This window comes from Nocardioides alpinus (genome assembly GCF_900112035.1).
Taxonomy (GTDB): Bacteria; Actinomycetota; Actinomycetes; order Propionibacteriales; family Nocardioidaceae; genus Nocardioides; species Nocardioides alpinus.
Genome location: NZ_FOKC01000001.1, coordinates 122,619 through 139,334 on the forward strand (window position 1 = coordinate 122,619; position 16,716 = coordinate 139,334).

Annotated in this window: 16 protein-coding genes; 5 read left to right on the forward strand and 11 right to left on the reverse strand. The window is 71.4% G+C overall.

Annotated features, from left to right (window positions below; all coding sequences use genetic code 11):
• Positions 1–13: 13 nt before the first annotated feature.
• Together ileS and BM127_RS00670 are read right to left on the reverse strand one after the other, a co-directional pair.
• Positions 14–3,235, reverse strand: a complete 3,222-nt coding sequence (gene ileS / locus BM127_RS00665; RefSeq protein ID WP_091193067.1) for an isoleucine--tRNA ligase — start codon at positions 3,233–3,235, stop codon at positions 14–16.
• Positions 3,236–3,659: 424 nt separating this feature from the next.
• Complete coding sequence (locus tag BM127_RS00670; protein WP_139227532.1) at positions 3,660–4,694, reverse strand: hypothetical protein; 1,035 nt, start codon at positions 4,692–4,694, stop codon at positions 3,660–3,662.
• A 193-nt stretch (positions 4,695–4,887) separates the two neighbouring features.
• On the opposite strand from BM127_RS00670, the gene BM127_RS00675 reads away from it, so the two are divergent.
• From BM127_RS00675 to BM127_RS00685, 3 genes are read left to right on the forward strand one after another with little or no spacing between them, the layout of a single operon-like run.
• Positions 4,888–5,427, forward strand: coding sequence for a DinB family protein (locus BM127_RS00675; RefSeq protein ID WP_091193070.1), 540 nt, complete (start codon positions 4,888–4,890; stop codon positions 5,425–5,427).
• Positions 5,428–5,462: 35 nt separating this feature from the next.
• Positions 5,463–6,404, forward strand: a complete 942-nt coding sequence (dapD, locus tag BM127_RS00680; protein ID WP_091193071.1) for a 2,3,4,5-tetrahydropyridine-2,6-dicarboxylate N-succinyltransferase — start codon at positions 5,463–5,465, stop codon at positions 6,402–6,404.
• A gap of 10 nt (positions 6,405–6,414) precedes the next feature.
• Positions 6,415–7,383 (forward strand): VldE C-terminal domain-containing protein, encoded by a 969-nt coding sequence (locus BM127_RS00685; RefSeq protein ID WP_372476562.1) that lies wholly within the window; start codon positions 6,415–6,417, stop codon positions 7,381–7,383.
• A gap of 18 nt (positions 7,384–7,401) precedes the next feature.
• Here BM127_RS00685 and BM127_RS22945 read toward each other — a convergent pair whose 3' ends face one another.
• The 3 genes from BM127_RS22945 to fdxA form a co-directional block, all read right to left on the reverse strand.
• On the reverse strand, positions 7,402–7,527 hold the full coding sequence (locus BM127_RS22945) for a hypothetical protein (protein WP_269212860.1): 126 nt from the start codon (positions 7,525–7,527) through the stop codon (positions 7,402–7,404).
• 86 nt (positions 7,528–7,613) lie between these two features.
• The gene (gene dapC, locus BM127_RS00690; protein WP_091193073.1) at positions 7,614–8,747 is read right to left on the reverse strand and encodes a succinyldiaminopimelate transaminase; all 1,134 of its coding nucleotides are present in this window, start codon (positions 8,745–8,747) and stop codon (positions 7,614–7,616) included.
• Positions 8,744–9,070, reverse strand: a complete 327-nt coding sequence (gene fdxA, locus BM127_RS22460; RefSeq protein ID WP_091193074.1) for a ferredoxin — start codon at positions 9,068–9,070, stop codon at positions 8,744–8,746. Before fdxA ends, dapC begins: the two co-directional genes overlap by 4 nt.
• A 54-nt stretch (positions 9,071–9,124) precedes the next feature.
• Between fdxA and BM127_RS00700 the strand changes: the two genes are divergently transcribed.
• On the forward strand, positions 9,125–10,039 hold the full coding sequence (locus BM127_RS00700) for a GNAT family N-acetyltransferase (RefSeq protein ID WP_091193076.1): 915 nt from the start codon (positions 9,125–9,127) through the stop codon (positions 10,037–10,039).
• Here the strand turns inward: BM127_RS00700 and BM127_RS00705 are convergent.
• The 5 genes from BM127_RS00705 to BM127_RS22055 form a co-directional block, all read right to left on the reverse strand.
• A complete protein-coding gene (locus BM127_RS00705) occupies positions 10,021–10,992 on the reverse strand; it encodes a DUF389 domain-containing protein (RefSeq protein WP_091193077.1) in 972 nt (323 codons plus the stop codon). The two genes, BM127_RS00700 and BM127_RS00705, sit on opposite strands and share 19 nt — an antisense overlap.
• A gap of 134 nt (positions 10,993–11,126) precedes the next feature.
• Positions 11,127–12,881, reverse strand: a complete 1,755-nt coding sequence (locus tag BM127_RS00710) for a VanW family protein (RefSeq protein ID WP_091193079.1) — start codon at positions 12,879–12,881, stop codon at positions 11,127–11,129.
• Positions 12,882–12,890: 9 nt separating this feature from the next.
• Positions 12,891–13,244 (reverse strand): hypothetical protein, encoded by a 354-nt coding sequence (locus BM127_RS00715; protein WP_091193080.1) that lies wholly within the window; start codon positions 13,242–13,244, stop codon positions 12,891–12,893.
• Positions 13,241–14,143 carry an N-acetyl-1-D-myo-inositol-2-amino-2-deoxy-alpha-D-glucopyranoside deacetylase gene (mshB, locus tag BM127_RS00720; protein WP_175507294.1) on the reverse strand — a complete coding sequence of 301 codons (903 nt, stop codon included), beginning with the start codon at positions 14,141–14,143 and terminating at the stop codon, positions 13,241–13,243. Before mshB ends, BM127_RS00715 begins: the two co-directional genes overlap by 4 nt.
• Positions 14,144–14,148: 5 nt before the next feature.
• Complete coding sequence (locus tag BM127_RS22055) at positions 14,149–14,430, reverse strand: hypothetical protein (RefSeq protein ID WP_231263145.1); 282 nt, start codon at positions 14,428–14,430, stop codon at positions 14,149–14,151.
• A gap of 109 nt (positions 14,431–14,539) precedes the next feature.
• Here BM127_RS22055 and BM127_RS00730 point away from each other — a divergent pair, with 109 nt between their 5' ends.
• On the forward strand, positions 14,540–15,643 hold the full coding sequence (locus BM127_RS00730; RefSeq protein ID WP_091193082.1) for a hypothetical protein: 1,104 nt from the start codon (positions 14,540–14,542) through the stop codon (positions 15,641–15,643).
• Between the two features lie 15 nt (positions 15,644–15,658).
• Here BM127_RS00730 and BM127_RS00735 read toward each other — a convergent pair whose 3' ends face one another.
• Complete coding sequence (locus BM127_RS00735; RefSeq protein ID WP_091193084.1) at positions 15,659–16,705, reverse strand: family 43 glycosylhydrolase; 1,047 nt, start codon at positions 16,703–16,705, stop codon at positions 15,659–15,661.
• Positions 16,706–16,716 lie beyond the last annotated feature (11 nt).

Genomic DNA, 16,716 nt, shown 5'->3' on the forward strand with positions numbered 1-16,716 from the left:
GCGGCCCATCCAATCAGGCCTCGACCACCTCGACCGCGACCGCGGCGGCCTCGGCGTACGACACGCTGGTCGCCAGCGTCTCCTCGGCGATCAGGGCCTCGTGGGTCCGGGCCGCATCGAGCGTCGCGGCCGGGGCACTGATCGTCAGCGCGATCCGGTCGCTGACCTGAAGCCCTGCGTCCTTGCGGGCCTGCTGGACCGCGCGGACCAGGTCGCGGGCGGCGCCCTCGGCCTCGAGCTCGGGCGTCACTGCGGTGTCGAGGACGACGAAGCCGCCGCGCGGCAGCATGCCGATCACGGTGTCGTCGGCCGACGTTCCGGCAACCGTCTCGAGGGCGTACTCCCCCTCGGCGAGCGCGAGCCCGCCTACAGTGACCGTGCCGTCGTCGGCGACCGACCAGTCACCCGACTTCGAGCCCTTGATCGCGAGCTGGACGTCCTTGCCGAGGCGGGGGCCGGCGGCGCGGGCGTTGACGGTGAGCCGCTGCGAGACGCCGTACGCCGCCGCCTCCGGGGCGTCGGCCGCCAGCAGCTCGACCCCCTTGAGGTTGAGCTCGTCGGCCACCAGCGTGCCGAAGCCGGACAGGTCGGCCTCGGTGACCACCGTGAGCCTCGAGAGCGGCAGGCGGTTGCGGAGGTTGGCGGCCTTGCGCAGCGCGGAGCCGGCCGAGCAGACGTCGCGGACGGTGTCCATCGACGCCACGAGCGCCTCGTCGGCGGGCAGCTCGTCGGCGGCGGGCCAGTCGGTGAGGTGCACCGAGCGCTCCCCGGTGAGACCGCGCCAGACCTCCTCGGTCGTCAGGGGCATCAGCGGTGCGGTGACCCGGCAGACGACCTCCAGCACCGTGTAGAGGGTGTCGAACGCGTCGGCGTCCTCGTCCCAGAAGCGCTCGCGGGAGCGCCGGATGTACCAGTTGGTCAGCACGTCGAGGAAGCTGCGCGTCGAGTCGCACGCGGAGGCCACCTCGTAGTTGTCGAGCTGGTCGGTCATCGCGGCGACGTAGTCGCGCAGCTTGGCCAGGATGTAGCGGTCCATCGGGTGCGCGCTGTCGGTGCGCCAGCGCGCGTCGTACCCACCGTCGCCGGCAGCGTTGGCGTACAGGGTGAAGAACGACCAGCTGTTCCACAGCGGGATGAGCACCTGTCGCACCGAGTCGCGGATCCCCTGCTCGGTGACGACGAGGTTGCCGCCACGCAGGATCGGGCTCGACATCAGGAACCAGCGCATCGCGTCGGCGCCGTCGCGGTCGAACACCTCGCGCACGTCGGGGTAGTTGCGCAGCGACTTCGACATCTTCTGCCCGTCGTTGCCCAGGACGATGCCGTGGCTCAGGCACGTCGCGAACGCCGGACGGTCGAAGATCGCGCCGGCCAGGACGTGCATCGTGTAGAACCAGCCGCGGGTCTGGCCGATGTACTCGACGATGAAGTCACCCGGGAAGTGGTGGTCGAACCAGTCCTTGTTCTCGAACGGGTAGTGCACCTGGGCGAACGACATCGAGCCCGAGTCGAACCAGACGTCCAGGACGTCGGTGACGCGGCGCATGGTGCTCTTGCCAGTGGGGTCGTCGGGGTTCGGGCGCGTGAGCTCGTCGACGAACGGGCGATGCAGGTCGGGCGTGCCGTCCTTGTCCACCGGCAGCCGGCCGAAGTCGCGCTCGATGTCCTCGAAGGAGCCGTAGACGTCGATGCGCGGGTAGTGCTCGTCGTCGGACTTCCACACCGGGACGGGCGAGCCCCAGAAGCGGTTGCGGGTGATCGACCAGTCACGGGCGTTCTCCAGCCACTTGCCGAACTGGCCGTCCTTGATGTGCTCGGGCACCCAGCGGATGTCCTGGTTGAGCTCGATGAGCCGCTCCTTGACCTTGGTCACCTCGACGAACCACGACGAGACGCCCTTGTAGATCAGCGGCTGCCGGCAGCGCCAGCAGTGCGGGTAGGAGTGGTCGTAGGTCTCGCGGCGCACCAGGACGGTGCCGGGGGTGACGGAGCCGGTCTCCCCCTCCCCGTTGGTCGCGGCCTTGAGGTGGTCGATCACGTGCAGGTTGGCGTCGAAGACCTGCATGCCCTCGTAGTCGGTGACCGGGAAGGTGAAGCGGCCGTCCTTGCCGACCGGCATGACCGCCTCGATGCCCTCGCGGTCGGTGACGACCTTGTCGTCCTCACCGAAGGCGCCGGCGGTGTGCACCAGCCCGGTGCCGTCCGTGGTGGTGACGAACTCTGCGGGCACCAGGCGGAACGCGCGCTCGTGGCCGGCGTAGTAGCTGAACGGCGGCGCGTACTCCAGGCCAACCAGCTCGGCGCCGGTGTGACGCGAGACGATCGTGGGCTCGTCGGTGTCGGGATAGAGCTCGCGCTGGTACGACGCCAGGCGGGCGTCGGCGATCAGGTAGCGCTCCGGGCTGCCGGTCGGCGCGGCGGACTCCACGACGACGTACTCGATGTCCTCGCCGACCATCACCGCGAGGTTGCTCGGCAGGGTCCAGGGGGTCGTCGTCCAGACGAGGACCTTGACTCCCTTGAGCGGCCCTTCGGTCGTGACGTCGTACCCGACGGTGACAGCCGGGTCCTGGCGCATCTGGTAGACGTCGTCGTCCATCCGCAGCTCGTGGTTGGACAGCGGGGTCTCGTCCTGCCAGCAGTAGGGCAATACGCGGAAGCCCTCGTAGACCAGGCCCTTCTCGTGCAGCTGCTTGAACGCCCACATGACCGACTCCATGAAGTCGGGGTTCATCGTGCGGTAGTCGTTGTCGAAGTCGACCCAGCGCGCCTGGCGGGTGACGTAGTCGCGCCACTCACCGGTGTACTTCAGCACCGACTGGCGGCAGGCCTCGTTGAACTTCTCGATGCCCAGCTCGACGATCTCGTCGGTGGTCTTGATGCCGTTGAGGCGCATCGCCTCGAGCTCGGCGGGCAGTCCGTGGGTGTCCCACCCGAAGCGGCGCTCGACCTTGCGGCCGCGCATGGTCTGGTAGCGCGGGATGAGGTCCTTGACGTAGCCGGTCAGCAGGTGGCCGTAGTGCGGCAGGCCGTTGGCGAAGGGCGGGCCGTCGTAGAAGACGAACTCGTTGCCGCCGTCGGTGCCGGCGTCACGCTGCTCGACGCTCGCGCGGAAGGTGTCGTCGGCCTCCCAGTAGGCGAGCACCGCTTCCTCGATCGCCGGGAACTTCGGGCTGCTCGCGACGGTGGTCGCGGCCCGGTCCTGGGTGGTGTGGGAGACCTTGGGGTACGTCATGGCTCTCTCTCGCTGGTTGAGGAAGGACGAGGTCCTGTCTCGAAACCCGCGAGGACGCCCACCCCCGACGGGAGCTGACGCGGTACCACCTCGCTTGGAGCCCTTCGGCTCCCGCTCAAACCGGCTGTGTCGGGCCGGACCCGCCGGGTTCTAGTGAGGTGCCGGCCGGATCGCCGTACCCGTTCTTCCCGTGGCTCGCCGCTGATGACGGCTCAGACGCCTGCGGTGATCGTACGGCGCGGGCTCGTGTGCCCGCCAATCGATTGGCGCGTCGCGGCGGGAGATGGCCCGCCCCGCCGGGGTAGTCCAGTGAATTCTGGCTCGCGCGCCCCGGTAGTGCAGTGAGGGATGGCTGTGGATCGGCACACGGAGGGGCCATCCCTCACTGGACTACCCCGCGCGGTTGGGGCCCGGCCACGCGCCGTCAGGCAGCACGCCGGTAGCGGAGGTAGCGCTTCTTCTGCCACTCGGCCAGCGCTCGCCGCCGTGCGACCGTGTCCGTGGGCGTCCACCATGACGGCGGGTCGACGGTCCATCCACGGCTCTTCCGTGTGCGGGCTCGCGCTGCTGCATCGACCAGCCTGCGAGCGACGCCACCGGGGTCGTCCCAGTCCGTCGCGAACATCGCGACCGGCTCCAGGCCGAGAGCACGGAAGTCCGCGTCCTGCCGGTTGTCCTGGGAGGCTCCGACGAGGCTGAGGTGCGAGTCACCGTGGTAGAGCCCGACCAGGCCGGTCGTCGGGTCGATGAGGTCCGGCGTGCCGACGTGCCGGCCGTCGAGCGTGAAGACAGGGACGTTGCACCTCGGGCGCGGCAGACAGGCCAGCCGCGTCCACACGCCTCGCATGCCCGTCTCGCGGGGCGACCACGAGTTCTCGTCGGCCTCGACCAGTGCGTCCCGGGCCTGCTGGATGCCTGTGACGGGCCCGAGCTGTTCGACGTACGCCGCCACCTCCGCCAGGGACACCAGGTCCGAATAGCAGGCCATGTCGAGCGCCTCGATCGCCGCACCCAGACAGTCGGCGTACCTCATCTCGAACGTGACTGATCGCACGGCGTGCGTGACGGGAAGCCCGTCGACGACCACGATCTCCGCCGGGTGGAGGAACTCCTGGCTCACGTCGAAACCAGGCTGGGACCTCACGTTGCGCCGCGCCACCACAGTCACCGGCCGCGGCCGCGTCCCGTCCCAGGTGCCGTCGAACCACGCCGCGCCCAGCCAGGCCAGACCGGCCCAGCCCGTGATCGCCTCATCCGCCTTGAGCACCACACTGGCCTCCACAGCTCGCTGCGCGGGTGTCACCGGCACGTCGCTCGGAACCCACAGCCCGCAGCCCGTCTTACGCCATCGTCGGCCACGTGCCTGACCACGCTTCGGTCCGAGCACGCCTTCAGGGTCGACCCGCACCGGTGCGACCAGGCCGGGCCGCTGCTCGTGGAAGGGCGGTGGGATGAACACGTACGGAACCTGCCCCGTCAGCAGGGCCCGTACCGGTCGTCCACAGGGCAATGGGGGCCACAACCGCTTGGGGTAGTCCAGTGGAAACTGGCTAGGAAATCGGCCCGGCACCAGCCAGAACTCACTGGACTACCCGAGAGGGACAGCCACAACTCACTGGACTACCCCGGCGGTGCCACGCTTGGGTGAGTCCATGGCATACCCCGGATACGACGGCATGTGGCTCCCCTCCGACCAGGACCCGCGGATGCAGATGGGCCCGACGCGCGGCGAGCGGGAGTGCCTGGTCGGCTATCTCGAGCACTACCGCCAGACACTCGCGCTCAAGTGCGACGACCTGAGCGCCGAGCAGCTGGCCACGAAGGCCGTACCGCCGTCCAACATCTCGCTGCTGGGGCTCGTGCGCCACATGGCGCGGGTCGAGCAGAGCTGGTTCCGCCGGGTGATCGAGGCGCACATGGAGATCCCGCGCCTCTTCCAGGAGGAGGACGCGGGCTTCGACCTCCCGGCCGTCGACGACGACCTGGTCCGCGACACGCACGCACTGTGGCAGGGGGAGATCGCCCACGCCCGCGAGGTGCTGGACCGCACCGACCTCGACACCGTGGTCGACGTGCACGGCGAACCCACCGAGGTGCGCGACATCATCGTCCACATGATCGAGGAGTACGCCCGCCACTGCGGTCACGCGGACCTCGTGCGCGAGTGCGTGGACGGTCGCGCCGGGCAGTAGCGCCCGGGGTGGAACCACCTCCGTACGCTGGACCCGTGACTGCTGCTTCCGGCTTCGGCCTCGCCACGCTCTCCGGCGACACCGTCCTCGACGTCTGGTTCCCCTCCCCCGTGCTCGGCGCGACGGCGGGCGACGCCCCGGCTGAGCTGACGGCGCTCGAGGGCCGCGACGACGCCAGGGACGTACGCAGCGAGGTGCGGCTCGTCGAGATCGCGGACCTTGCCGACGCACCCGCCTCCACCGAGGACGTGTGGCTGCGGCTGCACCTGCTCTCGACGCGCCTCGTGCAGCCGCACGGCATGTCGATGGACGGCGTCTTCGGCCTGCTCACCAACGTGGTGTGGACCTCCGCCGGACCCTGCGCGGTCGAGGGCTTCGAGGCCACACGGGCCCGGCTCCGCGCCACCGGGCAGCACGTCACCGTCTTCGGTGTCGACAAGTTCCCGCGCCTGGTCGACTACGTCATGCCCAGCGGCGTACGCATCGCCGACGCCGACCGCGTGCGCCTCGGCGCCCACCTGGCCGAGGGCACGACCGTGATGCACGAGGGCTTCGTGAACTTCAACGCCGGCACCCTCGGCACCTCGATGGTCGAGGGCCGCATCTCGGCCGGCGTCGTGGTCGGCGACGGCTCCGACGTCGGCGGCGGTTCCTCGATCATGGGCACCCTGTCGGGCGGCGGCAAGGAGGTCATCTCGGTCGGCCAGCGCTGCCTCCTCGGCGCCAACGCGGGCATCGGCATCTCGCTCGGCGACGACTGCGTCGTGGAGGCCGGTTGCTACGTCACGGCCGGCACCAAGGTCACCGTCAAGGACATGGACGGCAAGCCGCAGGTCGTGAAGGCGGCCTCGCTCTCGGGCGTCGACAACATCCTCTTCCGTCGCAACTCGGTCAGCGGCGCCATCGAGGCGGTGCCGTGGAAGGGCGGGTCCGACGGGGCTGGAATCGCCCTCAACGCCGCCCTGCACGCCAACTAGCGCAGGTCCCGTGCCCTTCCTGCGTTCGGCGACCATCGGTGCGGTGGTCGCCCTCGGTGCGGTGGCGACCGCGCTCGTCCTGGTCGACCGCGGCGGCGTCCCGTCCATCCTCGACTCCAGCGGCTGCACCGCCGAGGTCGACGGTCACACCGTCGACATCGAGCTCGAGCAGGCCGAGAACGCCGCGCTGATCACGGCCGTCTCGATCGAGCGCGGCCTCCCCGCCAGGGCGGCGAGCATCGCCCTGGCCACCGCCTTCCAGGAGTCCAAGCTCTACAACATCGACTACGGCGACCGCGACTCCGTCGGGCTCTTCCAGCAGCGACCGTCCCAGGGCTGGGGCACGGTCGCACAGCTGACGGACCCCGTCTACGCGACCAATGCCTTCTACGACGCGCTGGTGAAGGTCGAGGGCTACCGCGAGATGGACATCACCGTCGCGGCACAGGAGGTGCAGCGCTCAGCGTTCCCGGACGCCTACGCCGACCACGAGGACGACGCCCGAGCCCTCGCCTCCGCGCTCACCGGCAACTCGCCCGGGACGATGTGGTGCGACGTGCCCGGCGACGCAGACGAGGCCGCGGACGACCTCGACGAGCAGGGGCTGGTCACGCGCGCCGCTGCCGTACGACGCGACCTGGAGGAGCGCTTCGGCCCCCTGTCCCTCGGCGGCTTCGAGCCCGAGGGCGTCTCGAGCGGCCACATGGAGGGATCTGCTCACTACGAGGGCCGCGCGATCGACATCTTCTTCCGCCCGATCAACGCCGAGAACCAGCAGCGGGGCTGGGCGTTGGCCACCTACCTCGTGGCCAACGCCGACCGCCTCGACATCAACACGCTCATCTTCGACGACCGGATCTGGCACGCCGGCTCGCGCTCGGACGACGGGTGGACCGACTACCGGGTCCCGTCGTCCTCCGGCGGCGACCATGCGATCCTCGAGCACCGCGACCACGTCCACGTCGACGTCATCGACTGAGTCGATCCGGCTGGGGCGTCACCCCCGCGAGGCGAAGACCTCCTGCTGCATCAGCGGTCGCACCGTGTCGCGGAGCGCGCCCCCGCTGACGTAGTCGCGCAGCGAGTCACCCGTCAGCGCGTTGCCGAGGGCCGCGACGATCATGCCCTGGTCGAGCGAGAGGCACTCGCGCCGTCACAGGGGTCTGTCAACCCCTGCGCCTGCAGGCCGGGGCTGGTGAGGCCCGTGGGTCAGGCGGTGAGGCGTGCGACCGCGGCGGCGACGCGCTCGTCGGTCGCGGTGAAGGCGACCCGGACGTGCTCGCGACCCGACGGCCCGTAGAACTCACCGGGGGCGACGAGGATGCCGCGCTCGGCCAGCCACGCGACGGTGTCCCAGCAGGCCTCGGCGCCCGCTCCTGTCCGGCGCTGTGCCCAGAGGTAGAGCGACGCCTCGGAATGGTCGATGCGGAAGCCCGCAGACTCCAGCGCACCGCGCAGCGCGGCCCGGCGGGTGGCGTACCTGGCGTGCTGCTCGGCCACGTGGTCGTCGTCGTCGAGCGCGGCGATCATCGCGTGCTGCTGGGGGCCGGGCATCTGGAGGCCGAGGTTCTTGCGGACCGCGAGCAGCTCCCCCACCACCGCCGGGTCGCCGGCGACGAAGGCGCAGCGGTAGCCCGCGAGGTTGGAGCGCTTGGAGAGCGAGTGGACGGCGAGGATGCCCGTCAGCGAGCCGCCGTTGACCCGGGGGTCGAGGACCGACAGGGGCTGCTCCCCCTCCCAGGCGCACTCGATGTAGCACTCGTCGGAGACGAGGAGCGTGCCGCGCTCGCGGCACCAGTCGACGACCTTCCGCAGGTGCTCGATCGGCAGCACCCGGCCGCTGGGGTTGGCCGGGCTGTTGAGCCACAGCAGGCGCGGCGTGCGCGGCCCGAACGCCGTGAGCGAGTCGGTGGCGAGGCTGTCGGCGCCGGCGAGCGCCGCACCCACCTCGTAGGTCGGGTAGGCCAGCGCCGGGTAGCCGATCAGGTCGCCCGGGCCGATGCCCAGGTGGACCGCCATCGAGCCGATCAGCTCCTTGGAGCCGATGACGGGGAGCACGCCGTCGAGGCCGAGGCCGGTCACGCCGTGGCGGCGCGCCAGCCAGTCGATCGCCGCCTGTCGCGTGGCTTCGAGGCCGAGGGTCGTCGGGTAGCCCGGCGCGTCGGCTGCGGCTCGCAGCGCGTCCTGGACGACGGCGGGCGTGGGGTCGACGGGTGTGCCGACCGAGAGGTCACAGACCCCGTCGGGGTGGGCGCGCGCCGTGGCCGCGAAGTGGGTGAGCCTGTCCCAGGGGAAGTCCGGGAGCCGGCCGGAGACCGGGCCCCTGGCCTGGGAGGAGGTCACTCGTCGTGCTCCTGCGGGGGCAGCGCGGCGACGAGCGCGTGGTCGGCGTCGATGACGCCCATCTTGGCGGCGCCGCCGGGCGAGCCGAGGTCGTCGAAGAAGTGCACGTTGGCGTCGTAGTAGCCCTTCCACTCCTCCGGGGTGTCGTCTTCGTAGAAGATGGCCTCGACCGGGCACACCGGCTCGCAGGCACCGCAGTCGACGCACTCGTCGGGGTGGATGTAGAGCATCCGCTTGCCCTCGTAGATGCAGTCGACGGGGCACTCATCGACGCATGCGCGGTCCTTGAGGTCGACGCACGGCTGGGCGATGACGTAGGTCACCGGATCCTCCTGAGGGGGCACGGGGTGGGACGCGGTCAACCTTAGTATCTCGACATGCCAGACGCGCCGGAACCCCAGTCACACGAGACGGGCATGGGCCGTCACGGCCTCGGTCCGCACGTCGTCGGGCAGCGGATCGTGGTGCGCCACCTGCTCCCCGACGGCTCCGCGACCGACGTCCTCGGCACCTGTACGGCGTGGGGCGACGGAGCGCTCACGCTCGACCGCGACGGCCACGGCCCGGTCGTCGTCGCGCTGTCCGACGTCGTCACCGGGAAGCCCGTCCCGCCGCGCGCGTCCGTGCGGGCCCGGGTCCCGGCCCGCGACATCGAGCTGCACACGTTCGCCGGTTGGCCCGAGGTCACCCGCGAGCCGATCGGCGAGTGGGTCGTGCGGAGCTCGCCGCCGATCGGCGGACGGTTGCTCAAGCGGGGCAACTCAGCACTCGCGATGGGCGACCCGGGCACGTCGCTCGACGAGGCGTCGACGCGCGTGCGGTCGTCGTACGAGCTCCTGGGACGTACGCCGCTCGCCCAGGTGGAGCGTGACGGCGAGGTCGAGAGCGGGCTCCGCGGACTCGGGTGGGAGGCCTTCGGCGTCGGGGACTCGGCGACCATGCTTGCCGGTGTGGCGGGCGCGATGCGGGCGCTGCACCGAGGATCGGCCGAGGAGCCCGAGGTGATCGAGCAGGACGACCGCCTCACGGTCCGCCTGCGGGACGGGGCCGTGTCCGGCGAGGCCTCGCTGGACGGCGACTGGCTGTGCCTGCACTCGCTCCACGTCGAGCCCGCGCAGCGCCGCCGCGGGTGGGCGACGAGCGCCATCGGCGAGCTGCTGGACTGGGGTGCCTCGCGCGGCGCGCGCACCGCGTGGCTGCACGTGGAGAGCGACAACGAGGCGGCGCTGGCGCTCTACGAGCGGCTCGGGTTCAGGACCCACCACCTCAATCGCTACCTCGTCTGGCGCTGATCGACCCGGTTGAACAGGCGCTGAGCCGCGACGAGGGTGCGCACCCAGAGCAGCCGCTGGAGCGCCACGACCACCATCCCGGCGACGACCATGCCCAGCAGGTTGACCGCGAGCTGCGCCGCCGAGCCGCGCATCTCCGAGGGCGCCCAGACGCCGATGGCCAGCGCGAGGTTGCCGACCGCGGGGATCGTCGTCACCGAGATGAAGACGCCGACCATCGCGTTGGCGCGGGCCGTCGTCATCGCCAGCACCCCCGCGGCGCCGGCGATGAGGGCGACGATGAACGACCACCGGTCGGGGTGCCAGATGAAGCCCGTCTGCGGACGCGGACGCGTGACCATGTCGGCGGTCACGAGGCCGGTCAGGCCGGCGAGCAGACCCAGGACCGCGACCACGACGATCGAGATGAGGATCCCGGTCGCCAGCAGCCGCAGCGCCCCGACCACCAACCGGAACCGGCCGAAGACCAGGCCCACCGCCACCGCCGCGACGGTGCCGAACTCGGGCCCGACGACCATGGCGCCGACCACCAGCACCGCCGAGTCGGTGATCACCGCGATCGCCGCGAGGAGGGAGGCCAGGACGAAGAAGATGTAGTAGGAGACGGTCGGCCGGCTGGCGGCGTAGCACTGCTCGATCACGGTGTCCCAGATGACGGCATCGTCCGGATCGCCGGGGGCCGCGCGCTCGAGCCGTCGGGCAGCGGCGAAGGGCGTCGCCGTCGGCGTGGTGACCACGATCCCTCCGGACTCGTGGAGGCCGAGCTGCTTGAGCCGGCCGATGACCTCGCCGGCGAGCTCCCGCGCCACGTCGCACTCGATCAGGTCACCGACCGGCGACAGGGACGCGCCATGGTGGACGGTCAGGTTGGCGGACCGGTCCTCGTGGAGCAGGAGGTCGACGACGTCGGCGCTCAGTGCGGTCGGGACGTTCAGCCGCAGGTGCACCAACATGGCGGGAGCCTAGACCGCGCGGGCACGTCGATCCGCCGCGGACCACCGCTCGTGGGACGTCGAGCTCGGCCGCATCGGCGACCACCGCGACGTGCTGCGGATCCCGCGCGACCTGCCCCGGCTGACGCCGTAGGTCACTCGTCGACGGCGTCGGGGTTGGTGCAGATCACCGTGTCGCTGGGGGTGTAGGTGGTGTTGAAGACCTCGTCCTCACGCGTCTCGGTGTTCTCGCCGACCGGCGTGAAGTAGCGCACCACGTCGATGTCGAAGCCGCCGTAGCCCTCGTTGGCGTGGCAGGTCAGGCTGTCGATGCGGCGCGTCTCGGGCTGGGTGAGGTTGTAGCGCTCGCCCGTGGTGGTCGTGATGTCCCACCACTTCGTGGAGTACATGCTGACCGTCGCGACGCCGGACGTCGTCGGGGTCGACGGCGTGACGTTGGCCTGGATGAGGACGCCGTAGGGCGTGTCGTTGCGGAACTGCAGGTCGACCGCACCCCAGGCGACCGTCGCCTCGCGACCGACCGGGTAGCGGTCGATGTAGAACGAGTGCGGCTTGTGCTCGACGTCCTCGAGGCCCGCGAAGAACATCGCGTTGAAGGTCGTCGTGGCCATCTGTGAGACGCCGCCGCCGAGGTCCTGGATCAGGATCCCGTCGCTGATGACGTAGCCCTTGGTGAAGCCGTTGGCCTCGGTGCGCTCGCCGACGGTGCCGTTGAGGGAGAAGGTCTCGCCGGGCTTGAGCAGGGTCCCGTTGACCAGCTCGGCGGCGCGGCCGATGTTGATGTTGCGGTACTCGGCGTAGGGGAAGTATGTCGTGAAGCTCGAGACCTGCTCGGTGACCCGGAGCGCCCGGGCGTCCTTCGTCGTGAACGCCGGCTTGGCGACCTTCGCGGTGAGCGCGAGGGTGCGCTCGCCCTGCGGCTTGGCGACGACGCCGAGGAAGCCCGCCTCGAGCTCGGCCGGGTCGAAGGTCACGCCCGGCCTGGCCGGGATCACCTGCGGGCGGCCACCGACGAGCGCGACGGTGGCGTCGACCGGAGCGCCGCTGGTGACCCTGGAGGCGACGACCTCGGAGAGCGCCTTCGCGTCGAGGGTGGGGACGAGCTCGCCGTCGGTCGGGACGAGGCTCAGGGCGGCGGAGTAGTCGGCCGGGAAGACCTTGACGTTCGACCCCTGGAAGCTGAGGGTCACCGGCGCTGCGACCGCGGGAGAGGCAAAGGTGTCGAGGGCCTCCTGGACGTCCCCCTCGTCGATCGCGGGCACGACGTCGGACATCTCCAGCGCCACGGGGGACGGGTTGTCCTCGAGGAAGACCGCCTGCAGCGCGGCGAGCGTGTCGGCGGGGTCGAGTGCGGCACCGGTGCGGGCCCTCGTCGTGTCGACCTGGTTGCCGGAGAAGGCCACGGCGCCGTCGCGGGCGGGGGTGCCGTGCTGCTCGTCGAGCCCGACCACGTAGGCGTTGAAGGCGGCGGAGTCGACGGTCGTCTCGGCCTCGTAGGTGTCGCCACCGGTGAAGTAGTTCCAGAGGCGGACCGGGTCCCAGCTCTCCTCGCCGCCGGCCTCGGCGACGGAGGCCTCGTAGTCGACCGCCAGGCCGACCGCGGCGGGATCGATCGCGACCGGGGCGCCCTCGACGGTGGTCGCGATGTCGCGGGCCACCTTGTCGGCCAGCCCGGCCTGCAGCACCTGTGCGGCCTCGTCCTGGGAGTGCCCGCCGATGCGGACGCCGGAGACGGTCGTGTTGCGGGCGACCTTGTCGCCGGCGACGTAGTGCGCGGCGACGTACAGCCCTCCGAAGAGCACCACGAGCCCGAGCAGCAGCCAGACGACGACGGACGCGCCCGCCTTGTCGCGGGGCTGTCCGTCGGTGCCCTTCGGGTTCTTCGCCACGCCGCGAGTTTAGGTGGCCGGACCCCGAAGCCCGTGATCCTCGGCGTGGTCACGGCCGGCGAGCACGGTCGCCAGGGCGGCGACCAGCAGGACCAGCGAGCCCGCCATGAACGACCAGCCCGGAGCGTCGGCGGCGATGAGGAAGCCCCCCGCCGGACGGGCCAGCGCGCCGCGCAGCACAGCGAGGCACCACCCCACCGCGAAGGCGACGCGTACGACGCCGGGCGGGAGCCACGCGAGCACGACGAGGCCCGTGCCGAGCGCCAGCGCCAGCCCCCACCAGTGCTGGTGCAGCAGGGTGCCGGCCGCGCCGGACACCGCGCCCACCGCGAGTGCCGGCACCGCGGCCAGCAGGGTCCTCACAGACCGGCGAAGAGGTCCTCCTCGAACCCGTCGGCGTCAGTGGGGCCGGCGGTGCCCCTGACCAGGCGGTAGAACTCCTCGGCCCACCACGCGTGGCCGCTCTCGGCCCCGGAGAAGAAGCCCCCCTCCGTCTCGACCTGTGTGTCGTGCTTGGCGAGGGCGTCCATCTTGCGCTGGACGGTCTTGGAGCCGTCGACGCGGGCGCTGATCAGCTCGTCGGGCGTGACGAACGGCGGCAGCTTGCCGTCGGGCTCCATGCCCTTGAAGGTCTCGGTGTCGCCGGACTCCCGCAGCTCACGCAGGCTCGCGCGCATCCGCGACTCGCTCATCGCCGTCCAGTAGATCTTCGCGATGTCGTGGGGCTCGCCGAGCTCGCGCTTGTAGGAGGGCGCGGCCGCCAGCTGGGCGGCGTACATCGCGACGCGGTGGGCCTGGATGTGGTCGGGGTGCCCGTAGCCGCCGAACTGGTCGTACGTGACCAGCACCTGCGGCCGGACCTCGCGGATCACCTTCACCAGCTCGTCGGCGGCCTCGTTGAGGTCGGCCGTCCAGAAGGCGTTGTCGGGGATCTCCTCGGCCGCGACCGCGTGGCCCTCCTCGTGCCAGGCCATGCCGGAGTCGTGGAAGCGGCCGAAGCCGCCGAGGAAGCGGTGGTCGGTGACGCCGAGGACCTTCATCGCCTCCTCGAGCTCGCCGCGACGGTGCTCGCCGAGCCCGCCCTTGTCCTCGAAGGCGAGGTAGGACAACGCCGGGACGAGCACCTCGCCCATCTCACCGGCGGTGCAGGTCACGAGGGTGACGCCGACGCCTTCATCCACGTAGCGGGCCATGGTGGCTCCGGTGCCGATGCACTCGTCGTCGGGGTGGGCGTGCACGAGCAGGAGTCGGTGGTCAGACATGTTCCTCAGCCTAGGTCGGGGCGCTTGATCCGCTTGGGCGCCATCGGGAGGCGTAACGGCGGAGACGGGGCTTCCTGTTCCTCGCCCTCGTCCAGCCAGCCGTCGTGGGTGTCGACGAGGACCTCCAGCATGAAGGCCGGGGCGTCGCTCACCACCGCCCACGGGTGCCCCTCGTCGTCGTCCTCGCCCGCGAGCCGCTCCCGCTCCGCGCTCGCCTCGAAGCCGTCGGCCCGCAGCCGCGCCACGACTGCCCGGGCGTCGTCCTCGTCGAAGAAGATGGCTCTCACGGGGACCATTGTCCACCTGCCGCGGGTGACAGTGGAGCCCGCAGACGGACCCAGCGTCGCGGGGCTCCACTGTCGATGACGCGATCCACCCGTGGCTAGGGTCGAGCCCATGTCCACCGCCTCGGAGTCGCCCTACGTCCAGGGCGTGCATCTGCAGCGCACCGACGAGAACGTCCGCGAGATCGCCGCGCTCTCGGAGGTCCTGGGCGAGCCGGCCGGGCTCGACGGGGTGCTCGCGGACCTGAAGTACGACGTACGGCGGGCGCGGGTGCCGCGACTGCTGGGCCGGGCAGTGCGGGAGGCCTACCGCTGGGACGCCTACGACGAGCGGGACGAGCTCTGGTACCCGCAGGGCATCTCGACGAGCGCCGACGCCTCCGACACCGAGGACATCGGGGGGCGCCGCATCGTCGTGACGACCTGGTACAGCACCGGCAAGGACGGCATCAAGCGCGGGTCACGGGTCACCTTCGTCGACCTCGACTCGGGGAAGTACCGCCACGTGCTGCTCGTGTCACCGGTCTTCGACAAGGCCGGCCGGCTCACCCTGAGGCCGATGAACATCCACGCGGGCGGCATCGTCTGGGCCGGGCCCTACCTGCACATCGCGGCCACCAACCGCGGCTTCGTGACGGCGCGGGTCGACGACATCATGCGCGTGCCCGGCGACGACGACCACCCGGACAAGCTCGGCATCGAGGGGTCGAGGCTCTACTCCTTCGGCCACCGCTACGTCCTGCCGGTCCGCTTCACCTACCAGGCCTTCACCGACGAGGGCCACGAGAAGCTGCGCTACTCCTTCCTCTCGCTCGACCGTCGCTCCGAGCCGCCGGCCCTCGTCGCCGGTGAGTACGCCCACCACCCGGACGCCACCACACGGCTGGCCCGCTATCCCCTCGACCCGCAGACGTGGCAGCTCGCGGTCGGGGACGACGGGTTCTCCCGGCCGCTCGCCATCGACGACGGCGGGGTGCGGCAGATGCAGGGCGCCGTGATCGCGGCCGGTCGCTTCCACGTCACCGTCTCGCACGGCCCCTGGATGCCCGGGACCATGTGTGCCGGCGAGCCCGGCTCGATGAGGATGCGGCGCTGGGCGCTGCCGATGGGCCCCGAGGACCTCAGCTACTGGCCGTCCACCGACCGGCTCTGGTCGGTCACCGAGCACCCGCGGCGGCGCTGGATCGTGGCGATGGACCGCGCCTGGTTCGACTGACCTGTCACCCCGCGATCACCGGGGCCGCACCCATCCGGTGACCTGCGGAAGCCCGCCGACCCAGCCCAGCGTGACGGCGTACAACGCGCGTCGTCCACGGGCACGCGGCTTGTGGTCCCACTTCCCGGAGCCCGCGCACGGCAGGGCGCTGTCGCGGCAGGTCCAGCCGTGGAGGAAGACCACCGTGCGACCGCCGCGGTCCTCCACCAGGTCGGCGCCGCCGGGACCACAGAGTCCGGTGGTCGCCGTGTCGAGCAGGAGGCCCGACTCGGCCGCCGACCAGTCGAGCAGACTGGTGGAGCGTCGCCAGGAGGTGCGGTAGCCGCAGCGCGTCCAGTCACCCTCGGACGCGAGCATGACGTAGCCCTCCGGCTGCCGGGTGAGGACGGGGTTCTCCAGCACCCCGGCCGAGCGCACCAGCTCGAGGCTCGTCGCGCCCGGCTGCACCGACTGCCCGTCGGGGGTGAGCGCGACGATGCGGACCGTCGAGGGGAGCCGGTCGGTCTTGTAGAGCAGGTACGCCGTCCCGTCGGCGTCGCGGAACCACGACGGGTCGATCACCCCGGCCCGCGGCAGCGTCGGGTCCCGGGGCAGCAGCGGGTCCTGCGCCGCAGGGGCCGCGGCATAGGACGGGCAGACCAGCGGGGCCTTGCCGACCGGTCGGAACGGACCGCGCGCCGAGTCGGACCGCGCGACGCCGATGCACCGACCGTGCTCGCCCATTCCCTGCACCGGGGTCGCGTAGTAGAGCAGCCAGCGTCCCTCGACGCGCGCCACGTCGACGGCCCACACGCCGCCCTCGCGCGACCACGACGGTCGGTGGGTCAGGACGGCGGCTCCGCGCCGCCACGGACCGTCCGCGTCGCGGGCCCACGCGTGCGGCACCCGGTCACCGGTGGCGTAGGCGACCAGGCCGTTCGGCGTGTCCACCACGGCGGGGTCGGGGAAGTCGACGTCGAGCACCGGGACCGGCACCGGCTCGTCCGCCGCCGCGGGGACGGCGTACGCCAGGACGGACAGGAGCAGCAGCACGAGCAGGCGAGCTGCTCCCCGGGTCGGCACCGGGGGACGGT